This is a genomic window from Mesorhizobium sp. M1A.T.Ca.IN.004.03.1.1 (assembly GCF_003997555.1).
Taxonomy (GTDB): Bacteria; Pseudomonadota; Alphaproteobacteria; order Rhizobiales; family Rhizobiaceae; genus Mesorhizobium.
Genome location: NZ_RZTV01000001.1, coordinates 517,239 through 536,529 on the forward strand (window position 1 = coordinate 517,239; position 19,291 = coordinate 536,529).

The 19,291-nt window shown below is 64.0% G+C and carries 19 protein-coding genes and 1 pseudogene; 6 read left to right on the forward strand and 14 right to left on the reverse strand.

What is annotated here, in order from left to right:
- Positions 1-6: 6 nt before the first annotated feature.
- From EOD29_RS02415 to EOD29_RS02430, 4 genes are read right to left on the reverse strand one after another with little or no spacing between them, the layout of a single operon-like run.
- Positions 7-1,071 (reverse strand): ABC transporter substrate-binding protein, encoded by a 1,065-nt coding sequence (locus tag EOD29_RS02415; RefSeq protein WP_095802315.1) that lies wholly within the window; start codon positions 1,069-1,071, stop codon positions 7-9.
- 38 nt (positions 1,072-1,109) lie between these two features.
- Complete coding sequence (locus tag EOD29_RS02420) at positions 1,110-2,084, reverse strand: PfkB family carbohydrate kinase (protein WP_127245833.1); 975 nt, start codon at positions 2,082-2,084, stop codon at positions 1,110-1,112.
- Positions 2,081-3,112: an ADP-ribosylglycohydrolase family protein gene (locus EOD29_RS02425; RefSeq protein WP_127245834.1), complete on the reverse strand. Its 1,032-nt coding sequence runs from the start codon at positions 3,110-3,112 to the stop codon at positions 2,081-2,083. Before EOD29_RS02425 ends, EOD29_RS02420 begins: the two co-directional genes overlap by 4 nt.
- Before the next feature lie 2 nt (positions 3,113-3,114).
- A complete protein-coding gene (locus EOD29_RS02430; protein ID WP_066992221.1) occupies positions 3,115-3,840 on the reverse strand; it encodes a GntR family transcriptional regulator in 726 nt (241 codons plus the stop codon).
- A gap of 194 nt (positions 3,841-4,034) precedes the next feature.
- Here EOD29_RS02430 and EOD29_RS02435 point away from each other — a divergent pair, with 194 nt between their 5' ends.
- The 3 genes from EOD29_RS02435 to pcaF are packed head-to-tail and all read left to right on the forward strand — an operon-like array spanning position 4,035 to position 6,894.
- Positions 4,035-4,892 (forward strand): CoA transferase subunit A, encoded by an 858-nt coding sequence (locus tag EOD29_RS02435; RefSeq protein WP_095824977.1) that lies wholly within the window; start codon positions 4,035-4,037, stop codon positions 4,890-4,892.
- Positions 4,889-5,689, forward strand: a complete 801-nt coding sequence (locus EOD29_RS02440) for a CoA-transferase subunit beta (RefSeq protein WP_127245835.1) — start codon at positions 4,889-4,891, stop codon at positions 5,687-5,689. Before EOD29_RS02435 ends, EOD29_RS02440 begins: the two co-directional genes overlap by 4 nt.
- Complete coding sequence (gene pcaF, locus EOD29_RS02445) at positions 5,689-6,894, forward strand: 3-oxoadipyl-CoA thiolase (RefSeq protein ID WP_127245836.1); 1,206 nt, start codon at positions 5,689-5,691, stop codon at positions 6,892-6,894. Before EOD29_RS02440 ends, pcaF begins: the two co-directional genes overlap by 1 nt.
- A 13-nt stretch (positions 6,895-6,907) precedes the next feature.
- Here pcaF and EOD29_RS02450 read toward each other — a convergent pair.
- The 5 genes and pseudogenes from EOD29_RS02450 to EOD29_RS02470 form a co-directional block, all read right to left on the reverse strand.
- Positions 6,908-7,069, reverse strand: a pseudogene (locus EOD29_RS02450) (4-hydroxybenzoate 3-monooxygenase); the annotation flags it as partial.
- A 60-nt stretch (positions 7,070-7,129) separates the two neighbouring features.
- Positions 7,130-7,945 (reverse strand): 3-oxoadipate enol-lactonase, encoded by an 816-nt coding sequence (gene pcaD, locus EOD29_RS02455; RefSeq protein WP_127245837.1) that lies wholly within the window; start codon positions 7,943-7,945, stop codon positions 7,130-7,132.
- A gap of 56 nt (positions 7,946-8,001) precedes the next feature.
- Complete coding sequence (locus EOD29_RS02460) at positions 8,002-8,937, reverse strand: ribokinase (RefSeq protein WP_127245838.1); 936 nt, start codon at positions 8,935-8,937, stop codon at positions 8,002-8,004.
- Positions 8,938-8,950: 13 nt separating this feature from the next.
- Entirely contained in the window at positions 8,951-9,820 is an 870-nt protein-coding gene (locus EOD29_RS02465; protein WP_127245839.1) for a MurR/RpiR family transcriptional regulator, read from the reverse strand.
- Positions 9,817-10,806 (reverse strand): sugar phosphate isomerase/epimerase family protein, encoded by a 990-nt coding sequence (locus EOD29_RS02470; RefSeq protein WP_127245840.1) that lies wholly within the window; start codon positions 10,804-10,806, stop codon positions 9,817-9,819. The genes EOD29_RS02465 and EOD29_RS02470 overlap by 4 nt, the downstream gene beginning before the upstream one ends.
- Before the next feature lie 145 nt (positions 10,807-10,951).
- On the opposite strand from EOD29_RS02470, the gene EOD29_RS02475 reads away from it, so the two are divergent.
- Entirely contained in the window at positions 10,952-12,610 is a 1,659-nt protein-coding gene (locus EOD29_RS02475; protein ID WP_127245841.1) for an alkaline phosphatase family protein, read from the forward strand.
- Positions 12,611-12,615: 5 nt separating this feature from the next.
- Here the strand turns inward: EOD29_RS02475 and EOD29_RS02480 are convergent, their stop codons facing one another.
- From EOD29_RS02480 to EOD29_RS02500, 5 genes are all read right to left on the reverse strand, one after another.
- Entirely contained in the window at positions 12,616-13,470 is an 855-nt protein-coding gene (locus tag EOD29_RS02480) for a sugar phosphate isomerase/epimerase family protein (protein WP_127245842.1), read from the reverse strand.
- Position 13,471: 1 nt separating this feature from the next.
- Positions 13,472-14,248, reverse strand: a complete 777-nt coding sequence (locus EOD29_RS02485; RefSeq protein ID WP_066992195.1) for an ATP-binding cassette domain-containing protein — start codon at positions 14,246-14,248, stop codon at positions 13,472-13,474.
- Positions 14,245-15,237 carry an ABC transporter permease gene (locus EOD29_RS02490; RefSeq protein WP_066992192.1) on the reverse strand — a complete coding sequence of 331 codons (993 nt, stop codon included), beginning with the start codon at positions 15,235-15,237 and terminating at the stop codon, positions 14,245-14,247. Before EOD29_RS02490 ends, EOD29_RS02485 begins: the two co-directional genes overlap by 4 nt.
- 126 nt (positions 15,238-15,363) lie before the next feature.
- A complete protein-coding gene (locus EOD29_RS02495; RefSeq protein ID WP_245322399.1) occupies positions 15,364-16,353 on the reverse strand; it encodes a substrate-binding domain-containing protein in 990 nt (329 codons plus the stop codon).
- Between the two features lie 77 nt (positions 16,354-16,430).
- Entirely contained in the window at positions 16,431-17,504 is a 1,074-nt protein-coding gene (locus tag EOD29_RS02500; protein ID WP_127245843.1) for a LacI family DNA-binding transcriptional regulator, read from the reverse strand.
- Between the two features lie 138 nt (positions 17,505-17,642).
- On the opposite strand from EOD29_RS02500, the gene EOD29_RS02505 reads away from it, so the two are divergent.
- Entirely contained in the window at positions 17,643-18,674 is a 1,032-nt protein-coding gene (locus tag EOD29_RS02505; protein WP_127245844.1) for a hydroxyacid dehydrogenase, read from the forward strand.
- A 227-nt stretch (positions 18,675-18,901) separates the two neighbouring features.
- On the forward strand, positions 18,902-19,207 hold the full coding sequence (locus EOD29_RS02510; protein WP_095779425.1) for a hypothetical protein: 306 nt from the start codon (positions 18,902-18,904) through the stop codon (positions 19,205-19,207).
- Positions 19,208-19,291 lie beyond the last annotated feature (84 nt).

Here is a 19,291-nt window from a genome sequence, read left to right on the forward strand (position 1 = left end):
CGCCAACTATTTCACGTTGACCTTCAGCTCCTGCCAAAGTGCCAGGTATTTCTCGCGCTGCTCATCCGTGACCGGCGCCTGGAACTGGATACGTTTGGCGACCTCTGGGCTGCCCATGACCTTTCGGTTGAAGGCGTCCTCGGGCAGTGCCTCGACCGCCTTGGTGTTGGCCGAAACCGGCGCGCCGACCTTGGTGACCCATTCGACATAGAATTTCGGGTCGATCATGTAGTTGATGAAGGCCTCGGCGCCCGCGACGTTCTTGGAACCGGCCGGGATGGAGAAGGCGTCCAGCCAGGCGACGGCGCCTTCCTGCGGGATGACCAGCGAGACCGGCAGCTTGAAATGCGTCTTGGCGCGGTCGGCGGAGCCGCTCCAATAGGTGCCGATATCGATCTGGTTGGAGGCAACCATCTGGTTCCAGTCGTTCTCCGAACTCCAGAAGGTCTTGATCTGCGGCATCAGCGAGGTGAGCTTCGCCTTGACCGCGCCCATATCCTTGATGTCGTTGATGTTCTGCCCCGATGCGATGGCGCCGAACTGCACCGCCTCGACGGCGTCGTCGCGGATGATGACGCGCCCCTTATGTGCTGGATCCCACATCTCGGCGATGCTCGTCGGCGGCTTGTCGAACGACTTCTCGTTGATGGCTAGAGCGGTCAGGCCCCATACCCACGGCACGCCATAGACCTTGCCGTCATGGTTCAGCATCGGCGAGCCGGCCTTGTCCTTGGCAATATCGGCATAGTTGGAGAGCTTCGACGTATCGATCGGCTGGATCAGCTTGCCGGCCATCGCCTGGTCGTTGAAGGCGGCGTTGATCATGACGACGTCGTAGAGGCCGGGATTGGTCCTCAGCTTGGTCAGCATCTCCTGTTCGGAGTTGAAGAAGTCATTGACGACCTTGTAGCCGGTCGCCTTCTCGAAGTTGGCGACCGCCCATGGCTCGTCGGCGCCGTAGCCCTTCCAGTTGAGCACATGCACTTCCTGGGCGGCCTGGGCGGCAAACGTGAATGCTGAGACGAAGACGGCGGTCGCCGTCAGAAAAGCGGTCAGTCTGGGCATGCGCATGTCTTTTCCTCTCATTGTTGGCCCGGTTGATGGGCTTGTTAAGTTGCAGTCGCGTCCTCCCGGCCATGCGCTATCGTTCCTTGATCGCGATGGCTTAGGAATTCCTGGATCTCACTGTCGGTCGGCGCGGACGAGCCGCCATGACGGGTGACGGAAAGGGCCGCCGCGGCGTTCGCATAGCGCGCCGCTTCGCAGGGCGACAGCCCTCGCGACAATGCGCTGACGAAGGCGCCGATATGCGTATCGCCGGCACCATTGGTGTCAACGGCGCTGACCGCGAAACCGGGGATCGCGCGCGTGCCGCCTTCTGCCAGCCGCACAAGGCAGCCGTGCGCGCCGGCGCGGATCACGACGCCCGCGGCTTTCGGGCAGTGTTCGGCCAGAAGCCGGATCGCGACGGTCTGCGCGTCGCCACGGCCGGCTATTGCGGCGGCCTCGTCGGCGTTGCAGCTCAGCCAGTCGGTGCGGGCAAGCACCCTTTCCAGGATCGGGCGCGGAATCTCCCCGATCACAGGCGTCGGATCGAAGACTACGGGAACTTCCTCCGGCAGCGCCTCGATCCAGTCGGCGAGCGCTTCGCGGCTGCCAGGGTAGCTCAACGTATAGCCGGAGGTGAAAACCCAATCGCCCGGAATGACTTGGACGGGCACCATCATGTCCGGTGTCAGCACGCTCTCCGCGCCCGGCCATGAGACGAAGGTGCGTTCCGCATCGCTGCTGATCATGGCGACGCAATTGCCGCTGTCCATCAAGGGTGACGGCGGCGTCAGGGTCTCGATGCCTTCAGCGGCGAAAGCCGCGCGCAGGAAGTCGCCGTCTGCCCCGATGCCAAGCTGTCCGCCGAACACCACCTTCATGCCGGTGCGGCTCGCCGCGACCATCATGTTGAAGCCGCCGCCGGCGACGCGCGAATAGCTCGTCGCGGTCTTTTCGCTGCCCGCCGCCGGGAGAGCGTCGATGCGATATACATGGTCGACCACCGCGCTGCCGACATGAACGAGGCGCCCGCTCATGCGGCGTCCTCCTTGCCGCCACGGGCCTTCGGCATGCGCGCCGCGACAAGATCATTGGCCAACGGCTCGACCTCCGCGAGATCGATGCCCTTCAGTCCCGCGATTTGATCTTGCGGCAGGCCCGACAGGCCCGAACAGGCGCCCGCCATGCCCGCGGCGATGGCGCCTATGGTGTCGGTGTCGCCGCCGAGATTGGCGCTGATCACTGCCGCTCGCCACGCATCCCCGTTGGCAACCTCCAGCACGGCGAATGCTGCAGGAATCGACTCCTGGCTGGCGACCCCCGTGCCGATCAGGTCAACGATCAACCGGATCGCCTCTTTGTCGCCCTTCCCGCGCACAAGTTCCTGCGCCCAGAGGATGCGTTCGGCGATGTCGCCGCCGGTGACCCAGTGACCAAGCGCGGCACCAAGCTTTGCCGCCGCGACGGCATGGCCGGAAGCAGCGCGCCAGTCGGCGCCCGAAACACCGAGACTGACCGCGGCAGCAACTGCGGCTGCGGAGGCAATCGCAATCGACGTATTGTGCGTAGCCCGGCAGGTTTCCGCGACTTTCGCAACCAGGGCATCGAGCGGCTCCGGGCGGATCATAATGCCGACCGGCGCAATCCGCATCGCGGCGCCGTTGGTGTCGCCAGTTCGCCCCGCTTCTTCCGCCGGCAGGCCGTTATTGATGGCGTCGATGGCCCGCTTGGTCGACGGTCCAAGCAGGTCGTAACTGCCACGCGCCTTGACGTCGCGCTCCCAGTCGAGCAGCGCGTTGACCCATCGCGCATGGTCGAAGCGATTCCCGGAGCTGACCAGGATGCGGCCGAGCAGCAGGGCCTGCTCGGTGTCGTCGGTGATGGCACCTGCCGGCAGCCCCTTCGACACCGGATGGTCGACGGCGGGCGCAACGAAACCCTCGACATGGCCATAGAGCTCGGCGATGCGGGCGGGCGACAGAAGCTGTGTCGGCATGCCCAGCGCATCGCCAAGCGCGCCGCCGATCAGCGCGCCCAACGCCCGGTCGATCGCGTCGGCCGCCATGCTCAGAACTCCAGATGCAGCGCGAAATGCGCCGGGTTGAGCAGGCTGGTGACGAATTCGATGGCGCGGCCGTCGGCGGCGCGCGTCAGCCGCCGCGTCCTGAGGAACGGCGTGCCCGGCGCGCAATCGAGGATGGCGGCATCAGCAGCGCTGAGCATCTCGATGTCGACCCACTCCTCGCCATGGTCGGACACCAGCCCTGCCCCGCGCAGCGTCTGGTGCAGCGAGCCTTCGCGAAGCCCGCGCAGCGGCACGTCTTCCAGCTCGGGCGACAGTGGCAGGCGGCTGCGTTCGATCGAGATCGCATGGCCGTCATCGGCATTGGTACGGACGCGATCGACGGCGATGAAAGACGAGCTCTCGACACCGAGCTTTGCCGCGAGCTCGGCATCCTCGATGATCTCGAGCCTAAGCGTCCGGGTTTCGGCATTGGCGCCCGCATTGGCGAGCGCGCGCGACCAGCCGATCGCGTCATCGACCGGCATGCCGTCGAAAGTGACGAAGGACCCGATGCCGACCTTGGTGGTGATGAGGCCGCGGCTTGAAAGCTCTTCCAGCCCTTTGCGAACCGTGTTGCGGCTGACCGAGAAGCGCTGGACGAGCTCGTTCTCGCTCTGCAGGCGATCGCCGAAGCCGAGCACGCCTGAGCGGATCTCGTGCTCCAGAACCGTCGCGATCTGCTCGGGCTTGCCCGTGCCGGGAGTGAGTTGCGTCGCGCGACGGGCCATATGGATACCTGTTCAATGAACCTGTATAATCCTGTTCATTAGCGTATGTGAGACAAAGCGTCAACGGCCAAGTCCCGCATGTCCCGATTGTTTTGCGCTGCACCTCGTTTGCCTGCAGGCATCCTCATAGTGACGCGAGAGGGGCGCTCTCATATGCTCCGATACGAACCTTCTAATCTCCGGAGCAATGGACGATGGTCAAGTTCCTGCCGCTGAAAAAGGCCGTTGCGGAGACTCTGCACGATGACGATACGGTCGCCTTCGAGGGCTTCACCCATTTGATCCCGACCGCCGCGGCCCATGAGGCAATCCGCCAGGGCTTTCGCGACCTGACGCTGATCCGCATGACGCCCGACCTGATCTACGATCAGATGATCGGCATGGGCATGGCCAAGAAGATCGTCTTCTCCTATCTCGGCAATCCCGGCGTCGGCCTGCTCAGGCGCGTTCGCGACGCCATCGAGAACGGCTTTCCGCGGCCGATCGAGGTCGAGGAGCACAGCCACGCCGGCATGGCCAACGCCTATGAGGCGGGGGCCGCCGGCCTGCCCTGCGCGGTGTTCCGCGGCTATCGCGGCGCAGGCCTTGCCGCCGTCAATGCAAACATCAAGTCCATAACCTGCCCGTTTACCGGCGAGGTGCTGGCCGCCGTTCCGGCGATCCGGCCCGACGTCGCCTTCATCCACGCGCAGAAGGCCGACCGCAAAGGCAATGTGCTGGTCGAAGGCATCATCGGCATCCAGAAAGAGGCCGTGCTCGCCGCCAAACGCGCGGTGGTGACCGTCGAGGAAGTGGTCGACAGTTTCGACGATCTCCACCCCAATCTCACGGTGCTGCCGAATTGGACGATCGCGGCAATCTCGATCGTGCCGGGCGGCTCCCATCCGTCCTACACGCATGGCTATTACGAGCGCGACAACTCCGCCTATCTCGAATGGGACGAGATCGCCGCCGACCGCGACCGCTTCCAGGCATGGATGCAGAAGAACGTCATCGAGAGCAGCGCAGACGACTTCGCGGCTCGCGTCGAGCATCTGAGGAAAGCCGCATGAGCGAGAATGATCTGGGCTTCACCCCCAACGAGATGATGACGATCGCCGCCAGCCGTGCGCTGAAGAACGACGATGTCTGCTTTGTCGGCATCGGGGCGCCGTCGGCCGCCTGCAATGTCGCGCGGCTGACCCATGCGCCGGACATCACGCTGATTTACGAGAGCGGCACCATCGGCACCGCGCCCCACATTTTGCCGCTGTCGATCGGCGACGGCGAATTGTGCGAGACGGCGGTCACCACCGTCGCGGTGCCGGAGATGTTCCGCTATTGGCTGCAAGGCGGCCGCATCTCGATAGGCTTCCTTGGCGCCGCCCAGCTCGACAAATTCGGCAACATCAACACTACGGTCATCGGCGACTATGCGCATCCCAAGACGCGGCTGCCCGGCGGCGGCGGCGCGCCGGAAATCGCCACCTCCTCGCGAGAGGTCTACATCACCATGGCGCAGTCGAAGCGCGGCATGGTCGAAAAGATCGACTTCTTCACCTCCTTCGGCCATGGCGAAGGCGGTGACCACCGCAAGCGGCTCGGCATCGACACCGCCGGTCCGACCTTGCTGATCACCGACCTCGCCGTCTGGAAGCCGGACCGTGTCACCAAGGAATTCACCGTCGTGTCGCTGCATCCCGGCGTCACCCGCGAAGAGGTGCAGGCGACCTGTGGCTGGGAAGCAAAGTTTGCCGAGGCGCTTGACGAGACGCCGGCGCCGACGGAACTCGAGCTGAAGACATTGCGCGATTTGCAGGCGCGCAGCAAGGCCGCGCATGCGGGTACCGCCAAAGGGAAAGCTGCATAATGACTGATGCCTTCATCTGCGACTACATCCGCACGCCGATCGGCCGTTTTGGCGGCGCGCTATCCTCGGTGCGAGCCGACGATCTCGCCGCCATTCCGCTGAAGGCGTTGGTCGAGCGCAACCTGGGCGTCGACTGGGCCGCGGTCGACGACGTCGTCTTTGGCTGCGCCAACCAGGCCGGCGAGGACAACCGCAACGTGGCGCGGATGGCGTTGCTGCTGGCCGGCCTTCCCCAGGACATTCCGGGCTCCACGATCAATCGGCTCTGTGGCTCGGGCATGGATGCCGTCACCATCGCCGCCCGGGCCATCAGGGCCGGCGAGGCCGAGCTGATGATTGCCGGCGGGGTGGAATCGATGAGCCGCGCGCCCTTTGTCATGCCGAAGGCCGACACCGCCTTCTCGCGCAATGCCGAGATCTACGACACCACCATCGGCTGGCGCTTCGTCAACCCGCTGATGAAGAAGCAGTACGGCGTCGATTCCATGCCGGAGACCGGCGAGAACGTCGCCGAGGAGTTTTCGGTCAGCAGAGCCGACCAGGACGCCTTTGCCGTGCGCAGCCAGGACAAGGCTGTTGCGGCGCAGGCCAATGGCCGGCTGGCGAAGGAGATCACGCCGGTGGCGATCCCGCAGAAAAAGGGCGAGCCAATCGTCGTCTCGAAGGACGAGCATCCCCGCGCCGGCACGACCATCGAGGCCCTGGCCAAGCTGTCGACGCCGTTCCGCGAGGGCGGCACCGTGACTGCCGGCAATGCTTCCGGCGTCAATGATGGTGCTGCTGCGCTGATCATCGCCTCGGAAGCGGCGGCCAGGAAACATGGCCTGACGCCGATCGCCCGCATTCTCGGCGGTGCTGTTGCCGGCGTCGCGCCGCGCATCATGGGTATCGGTCCCGCGCCGGCAACCAAAAAGCTCTGCGCCCGTCTCGGCTTGAGGCCTGACCAATTCGACGTCGTCGAGTTGAACGAAGCCTTCGCCTCGCAAGGCATTGCCGTGCTGCGTGAACTCGGAATTTCCGAGCAGGCGAAGCATGTGAACCCCAACGGCGGCGCCATTGCGCTCGGTCATCCGCTTGGCATGTCGGGCGCGCGCATCACCGGCACGGCGGCGCTGGAGCTGCGCGAGCGCGGCGGACGCTGCGCTTTGGCCACCATGTGCATCGGCGTCGGCCAGGGCATTGCGATTGCACTGGAACGGGTCTGACGGCTCGGCCCGCTCAGTAAGGCAGGCCGACATAGTTCTCCGCCAGCGCGGTCGAGGCGGCAATGGAGTGTACGAGATAATTGAGCTCGGCTTCCTGGATGCGCTGACCGAACTCACCCGCCTCGGGGAAGCGGTGGAGGATCGTCGTCATCCACCAGGAGAAGCGCACCGCCTCGCAATCGATGCGATGGCGTCGCCCTCGAGCCCGGTCCGGTATCGGTTGGCATTGTTTGCGTCATCGTCCATGGAGAGGCTTCCCCTCAGGCAACGACGCGACGAAGGCGCGGATCAGGGCGACGAGCGCATCGGGCTGCTCGATGCAGGGAATGTGCCCGGCGCCGCGGATCAGCTCGAAGCGCGCGCCGGGGATCAGGTCGGCAAGCGAGCGCACGAGATTGGGCGGCGTCGAACCGTCCTGGTCGCCGCCGATGCAGAGCGTCGGCACCGCGATGCGGCGCGCGCTGTCGGTGAAATCCGCGTCGCGAACCGCCATACACGTGCCGATGTAACCTGGCAGCGCCTGCCTGGTCAGCATGTTGCGGCAACCGGCAAGCTCTGCGACGCGGTTGGCATGAAAATCCGGCGTGAACCACACCTTCATGATGCCATCGGCAATCGCCTCGATGCCGTCACGCTCGACCGTCGCGATGCGGCTGTTCCAGCTCTCGGCGGTACCTATTTTGTGCGCGGTGTCGCTGAGGATCAGCGCTTCGACGAGTTCGGGCCGCCGTGCATAGAACCCCTGCGCGACCATGCCGCCGACCGACAGTCCAAAAAGCACGACCTTCTGGAAGCCGAAGCAATCGATGAGCGCGCTCAGATCGTCGACATGGTCGTCGATCGAGCGCACGCCGCTGCCGATGTCGGAAAGTCCATGGCCGCGCTTGTCATAGACGAGCATCGGCATCTCACCGGCAAGCCGTGCGACGACATCGTCCCAGATCCGCAAGTCGGTGCCGAGCGAATTGATGAAGATGATCGGGCGCGCAGCAGCCGTCCCGACGATAAGGCGATGGTGCAACGCAATGCCGCCGATACTGACGAATGGCACGATCTCGATCCTCCAAACCAACATTGCACCAGTTGTCTGGATCGGTAAACCGAAGGCTACTCTGGACGGTGCACGCCGCCTTGGATCTTTTGAGGGGGCGTTTGGCGATCCGCCTCCGGCGTCGAGACCAGCAGGGCGGCGGCGGCATTCGCGGCGGCGATGGCGGCCTCGGTGGGCTCGCCGCGAGCAAGCGCAGCCGCAAAGGCACCGACGAATTCGTCACCAGCGCCATGAGTGCTGACCACCTTCACCGGAATGGCACCGAGCGCAAAGGCGCGGCCGTCGCGATCGTGATAGGCGACGCCATCCTCGCCGGCGGTGACGATTGCCGCCGGATAAACGATTGCCAGTTGCCGCGCTGCCTCAGCTGTGCCTTCAAGCGTGTCGACGACCGGAATGCCGGCCAGGAACTCCGCCTCTAGAGCGTTGGTGACCACGATATCGACGAGCCCGGTGAGTTCGGCTGGCAGCGGCCGGGCCGGCGCCGCGTTGAGCACGACGCAGCAGCCATGAGCCTTCGCCGCGCGCGCGGCAGCGATGTTGGCGATTTCCGGCACTTCGTTCTGCAGCAACAGCACTCCAGCCTGCGCGAGCACACCGGCCGCCCCCGCGACATCCTTTTCGCCGAGTGTCAGATTGCTGCCGGAAACGATCACCGCGCCGTAGTCGCCATCGGCGTCGAAGATGGCCACGCTCATGCCTGATCGGGTCCCTGGTTCTACTCGCACGAAGCGGTGATCGACATTGCTGCGGCTGAGATTGGCGAGCAGCGCGCGGCCGAAATCGTCATCGCCGACGGCACCGATCATCGACGACCTCGCCCCCGCGCGAGCCGCCGACAGGGCCTGATTGCCGCCCTTGCCGCCGCATTTCGGCTGCCAGCCGAAACCGGTCACTGTCTCACCCTTGCGCGGACGATCCGGTGCGTCGACCAGGATGTCGTAATGCAGGCTGCCGAACACGGCCACCAACCCCGCTGAAGCATCGCTCATCCGCGACGATCTTTCATCTGTACTTGTCTCGGCGTTTCGACGTCACTGCCGACATGGTGCGGCCGAGATTGTGCTCCGCCGCCTGATAGTCGCGCTGCGCCACCGCGACGAACAGCGCATCCAGGATGTTGAGCTGGGCGATACGGGCGGCCGCATTCTCGCCCATCAGCGGCGACCCCCGCGCGGTCGAGCAGAGCACGACATCCGCCTCGGCTGCCAGCGGCGAGTTGGCGTAGTTGGTTATGGCAAGCGTTCTGGCGCCGTTCTTTCTGGCAAGTTGAACGGCATCAATCACCGCGCTGCTGTTGCCGGAATGGGAAAAGCCGACGGCAATGTCTTCGGCGCCGAGGAGCGACGCCGACATAAGCATCATGTGGGAATCGTCGTAAACCGCCGCGCGGATGCCGATGCGCAGGAACTTGTGCGAGACGTCCCGGGCGATCTGAGCCGAACCGCCGACGCCATAGAAGTCGCGATTTTTGGATCGATAAATGAGGTCGGCGGCCCAGTCGAAATCGCCGATGTCAAGAATCGCCAGCGTTTCCTCCAGCGCCTGTATGGAAGTGCGGAAGACCTTTTGCACGATCTCGGCCGAACTGTCGTCAGCGGACAGTTCCCGGTGCATCTCGGCGGTCGGCGAGCGGCTGTATTCGCAGACTGCCGTCCGGAAGTCGCGATAGCCGGAGAAGCCCAGCTTCTTGGCGATCTTCACCACCATCGCCTCGGAGACGCCGGCCTCGTCAGCAATCTCCTTCAAAGGGATTGTCTCGTCGAAACCGCGGCGGCCGAACACGGTTTCCACCACCTTTGCCTCCAGCGGTGTCAGATGCGGCATCATCATGCGGATGCGCGGCCCCACGGCCCGGAGATCCGCGAACGTCATCCTGCAGCTCCGAGCAGGATTTCCTGGACGATAGCCTGCGAGGCAACCGCGTCCTGCCCATCGAGGGCAGCCGCCAACCGATTGTCCCGCTCCAGCCGCTCGACGACCCGCAACATGCGCCTGACAGTGACGATGTTGACCTCGCATTCGCGAACCGGGTCGAGACCAGTCGTGTCCGGAAAGGTATCGAAATAGATGGCACCGGCGTAGCCGTCCCTGCGTATCTGGCGCAGCAGCTCGATGGTCTGCAGCGTGTGCACGGCGCCGACCATCAGGCCGTCGTCGCGCTTGGCGTAGCCATCGTTGAGATGAACGCCGAGCAACCTGCTGTGACGGGCGACAAGAGCGGCGGCAAAGGCCGGTTGCTCGTCGGCATAAAGAACATGCGCGAAGTCGAGGGTGACGCCGAGATTGGGCAGGCCGGCCTCGCGGATCGCCAGCAACGTGGTCGCGGCATCCGGCATCAGCGAATAAGAACGCGGCTCGTTCGGCTTATATTCGAGACTGATGGCGCAATCGGGGTCATGCGACGCAACTTCACGAATACCGTCGATTTCGTGTTGCCAAAGTGTCGCGTAGTCGGCTTGGAAAGCGTAGTCGAAACCATCCTGCCCCAGCCACAACGTCATGAGACCGGCGCCGGCCTCTCGCGCCGCGTCGATGCCAGCCTTGGTGAGGTCGATGGCTTCACGCCGCACTGCCGGATCGGGATTGGTGAACGCGCCGAGCTTGAAGGCGGGATTGGAATAGTAGCGCATCGCGAAGCCATTGATGGAAAGCCCGAGATCACCAAGCCTCCGTGCGATTTCCCTGGGGTTTTCACCGATATGGTCGGGAAAGTTGAGGTCGAGATCGGTGAGCCCCTCGACCTTAGCCGCCCGCGCCGCCATCTGCAGCACCGAGGGCTTCCCGGTAAGCCCGGCCCACTCCGCCTCAGGCCGCGAGGCGAAGGAATTGAGACGGGTGGCAAAACGGTGGGATGTCATTTGGGATCCTTGGGATGCCTGAGACTTCACATGGAAAAATGATTTTGTAAAGTTAACTGGTGAGCTGTACAGGCTGGTTGCCCTGGTTGGCATGCGCTGATTGTTCTGGCATTACCGGGTTCGAGAACCATTCCGACGGGCAGCAATGACCTCGAAACGCAACGTCCTTTTCATCATGTGCGACCAGCTGCGGTTCGATTATCTGAGCTGCGCCGGGCACAAGAGCCTGAAGACGCCGAACATCGACCGGCTCGCCAGCCGCGGCGTGCGTTTCACCAATGCCTATGTGCAATCGACGGTCTGCGGCCCCTCGCGCATGAGCGCCTATACCGGCCGCTACGTCCGCTCGCACGGCTCGACGCATAATGGCGTGCCGCTCAGAGTCGGCGAGCCGACGCTGGGCGACCATCTGCGCGAGGTCGGCGTGCGTTGTGCGCTCATCGGCAAGACACATATGAAGGCCGACGAGGAAGGGATGGAGCGCCTCGGCATCGCCAAGGATTCCGTCATCGGCGTGCGTGTCGCGGAATGCGGCTTCGAGCCGTTCGAGCGCGATGACGGCCTGCACCCCTCGACCAGCTACGACCCCGATCCGGCCTACGACTCCTATCTGCGCCAGCACGGCTTCGAGGCCGAAAATCCTTGGGAGCATTGGGCGAATTCCGGCGAAGGCGAGAATGGCGAGAATTTCAACGGCTGGCTGCTCGTCCATGCCGACAAGGCGGCGCGCATTCCGGAGGAGCATTCCGAGACGCCTTACATGACGCGCCGTGCCATGCGCTTCATTGAGGACGCCGAGGCCAAGGGCGAAGCCTGGTGCGCGCATCTTTCCTACATCAAGCCGCACTGGCCCTATATCGTGCCCGCGCCCTACCACGCCATGTACAGCAAGGCGGACATCCAGCCGCCCGTTCGCAGCGAAGCCGAGCGCGTCTCGCCAAACCCGATCTTCGAGGCCTTCCAGCAGGAGCGGTACTCGAAGAACTTCTCGCGCGATGAGATCCGCGAAACGGTCGTTCCCTGCTACATGGGCCTGATCAAGCAGATCGACGACCAGCTCGGCCATTTGTTCGACTTCATGGAGAAGCGCGGCCTGTTCAAGAACACGCTTGTCGTCTTCACTTCTGACCATGGCGACTATCTCGGCGACCATTGGCTCGGCGAGAAATACCTGTTCCACGACGCCGCAGTGAAAGTGCCGATGATCGTCTACGATCCTCGTCCGGAAGCCGACGTCACAAGAGGAACCACGTCGGACGCGCTGGTCGAGATGATCGATCTCGCACCCACCTTCCTCGATTATTTCGGCGGCAGGCCCAAGCCGCATGTCCTCGAAGGCCGCTCGCTGCTGTCGCTGACTTCGGGTGAGCGGAAGAGCCTGCGCAACTATGCCATCAGCGAATATGACTACAGCGGCGATGCGGCGCGGCTGAAGCTCGCCATGCCGGTGTCGGGCTGCAAGCTCTACATGATCACCGACGGCCGCTTCAAACTCGTCCATGGCGAAGGTGTCGAGCCGATGTTCTTCGATCTCCAGAACGACCCCGGCGAATTGCGCGACCTCGGCCGCGAGCCGTCGGCCGCCGGCGACATCGAGCGGCTGCGCAAAATGCTGATGCGCTGGCTGGCGTTGCCCAACAACCGCATCACCGTCCCCGACGAGTGGCTGACGGAGATCGACGACAAGGTCGGGCATTTCGACCCGATCATCGGCTCCGGCGTGCTCATCGGCTACTGGGACGAGGCCGAACTCGCCGAACAGCAGGAGGCGCGTCGCCGCTGGCTGACGCGCCGGGGCAAGTAGCTTCGTTACCCGAGTGTCAGCCCCGCCTTCTTCGCTTCGTCGCGCAGGAAGGGCAGCCCCACCTCGATGACGTCGCGCGGGTCTTCCGCCACCGGACGCCATACCGCGAGCCCGCCGGCGATGTCGACGTCGACATGGTTCATGCTTTCGAGCGTGATCGGGCCCTCATAGCCGATGTCGGCGATCGCCTTCATGCAGGCTGCCCAGTTCAGCATGCCGCGCCCCGGCACGCCGCGGTTGGCCTCCGACACATGCACATAGCCGAGGAAGGGCGCCGCCGCCTCGAAGCCGGCCGCGAAGCTCTCTTCCTCGATATGCATGTGGTAGGTGTCGAGATGGATGAAGATGTTGTCGGCGCCGATGCGCTCGATGATGCGCGCCGCATCGATGCCGCGGTTGATCAGATGCGTCTCGTAGCGGTTGCAGGGTTCGATGCCGAGCTTCAGGCTGCGTGCCTTCGCCGACTTTGCCGCCCGTTCGAGGAAGCGGCACATGCCGTCGATCTCCCGCTGCGTCGGCGCCCGGCCGGTGGTCTTGCCGATCGTGCCATAGGTGACGCCGCCGAGCGCCTCGGCGCCCACCTCGTTGCAGACGTTGAAGGCCGGCTGCAGGAAATCGAGCGCCTCTTCCGGCCGCTCCACCACGTCGAGCGCGCGCGGCAAGCCGAGCGATGGGATGAGCTGCACGCCATAATGGTTTGCAAAACCGCGCGTGCGCTTGGTGTCGATCTCCTCGGGTCTGAGCAGCGGGATCTCCATCAGGCCGATGCCGAGCTCCTTCAGCCGGTCCATCTGCGGCTCGATGCGGGCCAGATCCCAGACCGGGGCGATGGCGAAAGTGTGCAGTCCGAAAACATTCATATCAGCCTCGTTGCTCGTGCGCCGCCGCGGCGGCCGTGTCGCCGCCGCCGACGATGCGGCTGACGACTTCGTTCATGTTGGTTTTGGCGGTGACGAGATCGGCATCCGCCCTGCCGTGGCGCAGCACGACGATGCGATCGGTGACCGACAGCACGTCGTTCAGCCGGTGCGAAATCAAAATGACGGCGATGCCTTCAGACTTCAGCCGCCGGATGAGATCGAGCACGCTCTGCACCTCGCGCACGGCGAGCGCCGCCGTCGGCTCGTCCATGATGACGAGCTTCGGGTTGAAGGTGAGCGCCCGCGCAATCGCCACCGTCTGCTGCTGGCCGCCGGAGAAGGAGCCGACGGAACGACTGATCGACGGCAGGTGCGCCCCGAGCCGCTCGATCATCCGCGCCGCCTGCCGATCCATCTCGGTCTTGTCGACAAAGCCGGGGAAGAGGCCGAGCAGCCTTTTCGTCGGCTCTCGGCCAAGGAAGATGTTGGAGGCCACGTCCTGCTGCTTGGCCAAGGACAGATCCTGGTAGATCATCTCGATGCCGAGCCGGCGCCGCTGGCCGGGATCGAGAGCGAGGATGTCCTTGCCGTCGAACTCGATCGAGCCGGTGTCGGCGCGGTAGATGCCGGTGATGGTCTTCATCAGCGTCGACTTGCCGGCGCCGTTGTCGCCGACCAGCCCGACCACCTCGCCGGCCGCGACCGACAGGTCGACGCCATGCAGCACGTCGACCGCCCCGAAGCTTTTGCGGATCTTATGGAGCGAAAGCAGGGTCATACGCGCGACTCCTTCCGCACCTGATATTGGTCGATGAAGACCGCTAGGATCAGCACCGCGCCGATCGCCATCTGCTGGTAATAGGATTGCACGGCAAGCAGCGTCAGCCCGTTCTGCAGCACGCCCATGATCAGCGCGCCGATCATGGTGCCGAGGATCGAGGCACGGCCGCCGAACAGGTTGGTGCCGCCGATGATCGCCGCGGTGATCGCGGTGAGTTCGTAGTTGATGCCAGCGGTCGGGTCGCCCGCATTGACGCGGGCGGTGAACAAGAGACCGGCAAGCCCGGCAAGCGCGCCGGAGAGCGTGTAGATGATGCGGCGATGCTGCTCGACGCGGATGCCGGCTGCGCGCGCCGCGCCCTCGCTGTCGCCGAGCGCCAAAGTGTGGCGGCCGAAGCGCGTATAGGCAAGCACCGTATGCGCGACGATCGCCGTCAGCACGAAGATGATGACGGGCATCGGAATGCCGAGCGGCCTCCCTTGCCCGATATAGACGATCTCCGGCGGCAGGCCGTAGATCGCCCTGCCCTGCGAGATGACGAGCGCCAGCCCGCGCGCAAGGCCCAGCATGCCGAGCGTGACGATGAAGGCGGGCACGAAGGCGCGGGTGACCAGTTGGCCGTTGATGTAGCCGGCGATACTTCCGGCCAGAATGCAGGCGATCACCGCGAACACCGACGGCCAGCCGAGGTTGACGGCGACGAAGGCCCCCGCCACGCCGGCAAGGCCCATGACCGATCCCAGCGACAGATCGAGCCCACCTGAACCGATGACGAAGGTCGCGGCGATCGCCAGCACGCCGATCGTCGACGTCGCGAGCAGGATGTTGAGGAAATTGCTGAGCGACAGGAAGAAAGGCGACAAAAGCGCCATCGCCGCGCTCAGCAGCACAAGCACCAGCAGCGACTCCAGCCTGATGTGGAGCCTCTCGACGGATGCGCGCTGCACCCGAGCCCAAAACCCGGGCTGCGCCGTTTCGGAAGCCATGTTTTGACCCTTCTGGGTAGGGGACTAGGGGAATAGGGAAGTCAGCGGGAGAGAGCCGGGTCTGGGAAGTGCAAACCTTCCTCCTCCTACTCCCCTACTGACCTACTCCCCTAGTCCCTTCTCTTGCTACTTCACGTATTGCAGCATCGGCTCCTTGCCGGCGTCGAGCACGTCCTTGGTCAGCACCAGGGTGGGCACCGCGATGCTTTCCTCGACCTTCTCGCCGGCCAGCGCCTTCTTGACGTTCTCGACCGCCTGCTTGCCGACGAGATAGGGAAGCTGCGCGACGGAAGCGTTCAGGCGGCCTTCCTTGATCGACTTCACCGCGTCGACATTGCCGTCCACGCCGATGATCGTCACCTGCTCGCCTTTGCCGGCGGCGTAGACCGATTCCACGGCGCCCAACGCCATGCCGTCGTTGGCGCAGAAGATGGCAACCAGATCGGGATGCGCCGTCAGTGTGTCGGTGGCGATCGAGGCGGCCTTGCCGCGATCCCAATCGCCCGGCAGCGAGGCGACCACCTCGAGCCCCGGCGCCAGTTCCTTGAGCTTGTCGGCAAAGCCCTTGGCGCGCTTCTCGCCGGTGATGTTGCCTGAGAGACCCTCGATCACCAGCACCGGACCCTTGGCGTCCTTGCCAAGCTTGGAGACGAGATATTCGGCCCCTTGCGCACCCGCGGCGACGTTGTCGGAACCGATATGGAAGGTGACCTTGACGCCTTCCTTGTCGAGAACCGCCTGGTCAAGATTGTTGTCGAGATCGACGATCTTGATGCCGGCATCCTGCGCCGATTTCAGGCAGGGCAAGAGGTTGGTCGAGTTGATGGCGGCGGTGATCATCGCCACCGGCTTGCGCTCGAGCATCGTGTTGCAGAGGTTGAGCTGCGGCTCGGCCGCCTGGTCGCTTTCGGCCGCCTGCTGGAAGTATTTCACGCCGGCTTCCTTGGCGCCGTCGGCGACGCCCTGCGCCATCGCGCCCCAGAACGGATTGGCCAAGGTCTTCATCAGCACGCCATATTCGCCGTCCTCGGCCTTAGCAGCGCCGACCGCGGCAAACGTAAGCGCTACGCCCAACGCGAGAGTAAATCGATTTATCTTTGTGGAAAGCGATGTCATTCCATCCTCCGTTTGTTGTTTTGCGCCGGATGCCTCGGCCAGGGCCGGCACTCTTCTTCCGTTTTCGACAATGGGGGTTATTGTCGGTCTCCTCCCCCGGAATGCGGGACGCTGCCTGGCGAGCCAACGGATTCCCGCATGAACACGTTGCAAGGTTCGAGCCGCGCCCTCGGCGGGCCGCGCTCGCCTTCGATCCTGCGAAACAAAACCTCCATTGCGTTGGCTGCGATCTCGCGCACCGGCTGCACCACCGCGGCGATCGCCGGCCACGTCACCTGCATCCATTCGGCGTCGTCGAAGCCGACCAGCGAGATGTCGTTTGGGCAATGCCAGCCGCGCCGCCGAAATTCCGAAAGCGCCACCAGCGTGCCCTTCAGGAAGAGCGAATAGACCGCCGTCGGCCTGTCGCCGCCGTCCTCCCGCTGGCTGAAATAATCGCGAAGTAGCGTCCGCAAGGGCCCGACATCGCTTTCGCAGAGTACGACGTCGATCCGGATGTCGGGCGCAAGCTCAAGTGCCGTCTTGCGAAACCCTTCGAGGCGGGCGCGCACGGTCGCCGCCTGCTGGCCGAGACCGACCACAAGAACATGGTGATGGCCCTGGCTGACGAGCGCGCGCGCCACCTCGGCGCTTGCCGCCGCGCTGTCGGCCGAAACCGTGTCGAAGGCGTCATCGGCAAGCACGCGGTCAATCAGCACCCCTGTCATGCCGTTCGCTTTCATAAAACCAGCCGCCGGTCCGTGCTCGTTTCGCACCGGCGCCAGTACGACGCCGGCAACGCGCCAGTCATGCATGCGGGCGAGGATCTCCTTCTCACGTTGCTCCGATTCCCGGCTGGAGGCGGCGACCAGCGTATAGCCGCGTTGCTCGGCGAGGCCTTCGAGCTCGCTCACCATCTGGCCGAAGAACTCGCTTTCGAACTCCGGCATGATGGCGCCGATGATGCGACGCTTGGCCCTGCGCATATCCGAGGCGAGCGGATCGACGCGGTAGCCCAGAAGCTCGACGGCATCGAGGACGCGCTGCGCGTTTTCCGGTTTTACCGTGGTGACGCCGGAAAGAACCTTGGAAACAGTGGCCGCCGACACGCCCGCCTGGCTTGCCACATCGTGGATCGACGCGCGCCGCTGCTGGGCCTGCTGTTGCGCCATTAATCTTCTCCCGGAGGCGAGTGGTCGCCCTCTCGTTAACATAATCGATAAATCGATTTTTCGCTGTTGTAAATCGTTTCATCGGGAGTAAAAACGCTGATATGATTGATGCGATCCAATCGCGCCGGGAGGAAAATCATGTCCAACAAAGCCTCGCCGCTGGTGATCAGCGCACCCGAACCGCGCACGCTCGACCTGATCTTCACGCCGCCGCAGCTGGCGCGCTTCCGCAAAAGATATCGCATCGTCGAGACAACGCCGGAAGGCGTCTCGGAGTTGCCGACAGATGTGCTGGCCGAAGCCCGCTACATCGTCGGCCAGCCGCCGATCACCCCTCAGACGCTGGAGAGGTTGAAAGCGCTGCGCTGCATCTTCAACGTCGAGACCAATCTCATCAACAACATGCCCTATGAGACGCTGTTTGCCCGCGGCATTCACGTCGTCACCACCGGCCTGGTGTTCGCGGAGCCGGTGGCGGAACTCGGCCTTGCCATGGCGCTAAACCTGGCGCGCGGCATCGTCGATGCCGACCTCGCCTTCCGGCAAGGCGAGGAACTATGGGGCGGCGACGGCAACCAGACGGCGCGACTCCTCTCAGGTTCGGATGTCGGCATCATCGGCTTCGGCGATATTGGCCGCGCTCTCAATCGGCTGCTGACCGGCTTCCGCACGCGCACCAGGGTCTTCGATCCCTGGCTACCGCCTTCCGTGCTGGTGGAGCATGGCGTCGAGCCGGCCTCGCTCGACAAGGTGCTGTCGGAAAGCGATTTCGTTTTCGTCGTCGCCTCGGTGACCAGCGAGAACCAGGGTTTTCTCGGCGCCGACGCTTTCGCCAAGATGCGCCAGGGCGCCGCCTTCATCCTGCTCAGCCGCGCCGGCGTCGTCGATTTCCCGGCGCTGATGGAAGCGGTCAAAAGCGGCCATGTCGTTGCGGCCAGCGACGTGTTTCCCGAGGAGCCGCTGGCCAAGAACCACCCGGTGCGCTCGCTTTCCGGCTTTCTGCGCTCGGCACACCGCGCCGGCGCGCTCGACGTTGCCTTCAAGCGCATGGGCGACATGGTGCTGGAGGACATGGACCTCGTCGATCGCGGTCTGCCGCCGATGCGCTCCAAGCGCGCCGAGCGAGAGACCGTTTCGCGGATGCGCTCCAAGCCGGTCGACAGGAACTGATCGCGCCTCGTCGCCTGGAACATTAGCGTTCCTGCTACTGATTGCCGCCCTGAGTGTAATGCAACCAAAATTAACGGCCGGACCACGGAGAGTTTCGGCCCTCTCAGGACCATTTTTTTTCAGAATTTTTTTCTGCATTTCACGGGAATAGAGGAACTTTGATCCGGACCTTCCGTTGATGACACGATCGTTTCTCGAACGATCCAGAGAAACAGGAGGTTTATGTCATGAACATCAAGATGATCTGCCTTGGCGCAATGACCCTTTCGATGGTCGCCGGCTCGGCTCTCGCCGCTGGCGAAACCGGCACGTCGGCGCTGGATGACCCAGCCAAGATGCAGCCCTTCTACACCGACTCCAGCATGAAAACGATGGTCAGCAAGGACGCCTTCGTGAAGGCGTGGAAGGCAATGTCGCCGGAGGACCAGACCGCGATGATGACGGCTTGTGAGGACGAGGCCAAGAACGCCAATGCAGCCAACAGCCATCCGGAGTTCTGCAGCAGCGTCAAGGAGAACGGCGGCAGCAAGTAACCAATCAGTGCAGCTACCGACAAAACGGCCCCGTTGTGGGGCCGTTTTTGCGATCCCAGACGAAGGACCGCGACGCACTTTTCC

Coding starts and splice junctions, on each gene's coding strand:
- EOD29_RS02415 (WP_095802315.1), bottom strand. CDS start 1,071: ATGCGCATGCCCAGACTGACCGCTTTTCTGACGGCGACCGCCGTCTTC.
- EOD29_RS02420 (WP_127245833.1), bottom strand. CDS start 2,084: ATGAGCGGGCGCCTCGTTCATGTCGGCAGCGCGGTGGTCGACCATGTA.
- EOD29_RS02425 (WP_127245834.1), bottom strand. CDS start 3,112: ATGGCGGCCGACGCGATCGACCGGGCGTTGGGCGCGCTGATCGGCGGC.
- EOD29_RS02430 (WP_066992221.1), bottom strand. CDS start 3,840: ATGGCCCGTCGCGCGACGCAACTCACTCCCGGCACGGGCAAGCCCGAG.
- EOD29_RS02435 (WP_095824977.1), top strand. CDS start 4,035: ATGGTCAAGTTCCTGCCGCTGAAAAAGGCCGTTGCGGAGACTCTGCAC.
- EOD29_RS02440 (WP_127245835.1), top strand. CDS start 4,889: ATGAGCGAGAATGATCTGGGCTTCACCCCCAACGAGATGATGACGATC.
- pcaF (WP_127245836.1), top strand. CDS start 5,689: ATGACTGATGCCTTCATCTGCGACTACATCCGCACGCCGATCGGCCGT.
- EOD29_RS02460 (WP_127245838.1), bottom strand. CDS start 8,937: ATGAGCGATGCTTCAGCGGGGTTGGTGGCCGTGTTCGGCAGCCTGCAT.
- EOD29_RS02465 (WP_127245839.1), bottom strand. CDS start 9,820: ATGACGTTCGCGGATCTCCGGGCCGTGGGGCCGCGCATCCGCATGATG.
- EOD29_RS02470 (WP_127245840.1), bottom strand. CDS start 10,806: ATGACATCCCACCGTTTTGCCACCCGTCTCAATTCCTTCGCCTCGCGG.
- EOD29_RS02475 (WP_127245841.1), top strand. CDS start 10,952: ATGACCTCGAAACGCAACGTCCTTTTCATCATGTGCGACCAGCTGCGG.
- EOD29_RS02480 (WP_127245842.1), bottom strand. CDS start 13,470: ATGAATGTTTTCGGACTGCACACTTTCGCCATCGCCCCGGTCTGGGAT.
- EOD29_RS02485 (WP_066992195.1), bottom strand. CDS start 14,248: ATGACCCTGCTTTCGCTCCATAAGATCCGCAAAAGCTTCGGGGCGGTC.
- EOD29_RS02490 (WP_066992192.1), bottom strand. CDS start 15,237: ATGGCTTCCGAAACGGCGCAGCCCGGGTTTTGGGCTCGGGTGCAGCGC.
- EOD29_RS02495 (WP_245322399.1), bottom strand. CDS start 16,353: ATGACATCGCTTTCCACAAAGATAAATCGATTTACTCTCGCGTTGGGC.
- EOD29_RS02500 (WP_127245843.1), bottom strand. CDS start 17,504: ATGGCGCAACAGCAGGCCCAGCAGCGGCGCGCGTCGATCCACGATGTG.
- EOD29_RS02505 (WP_127245844.1), top strand. CDS start 17,643: ATGTCCAACAAAGCCTCGCCGCTGGTGATCAGCGCACCCGAACCGCGC.
- EOD29_RS02510 (WP_095779425.1), top strand. CDS start 18,902: ATGAACATCAAGATGATCTGCCTTGGCGCAATGACCCTTTCGATGGTC.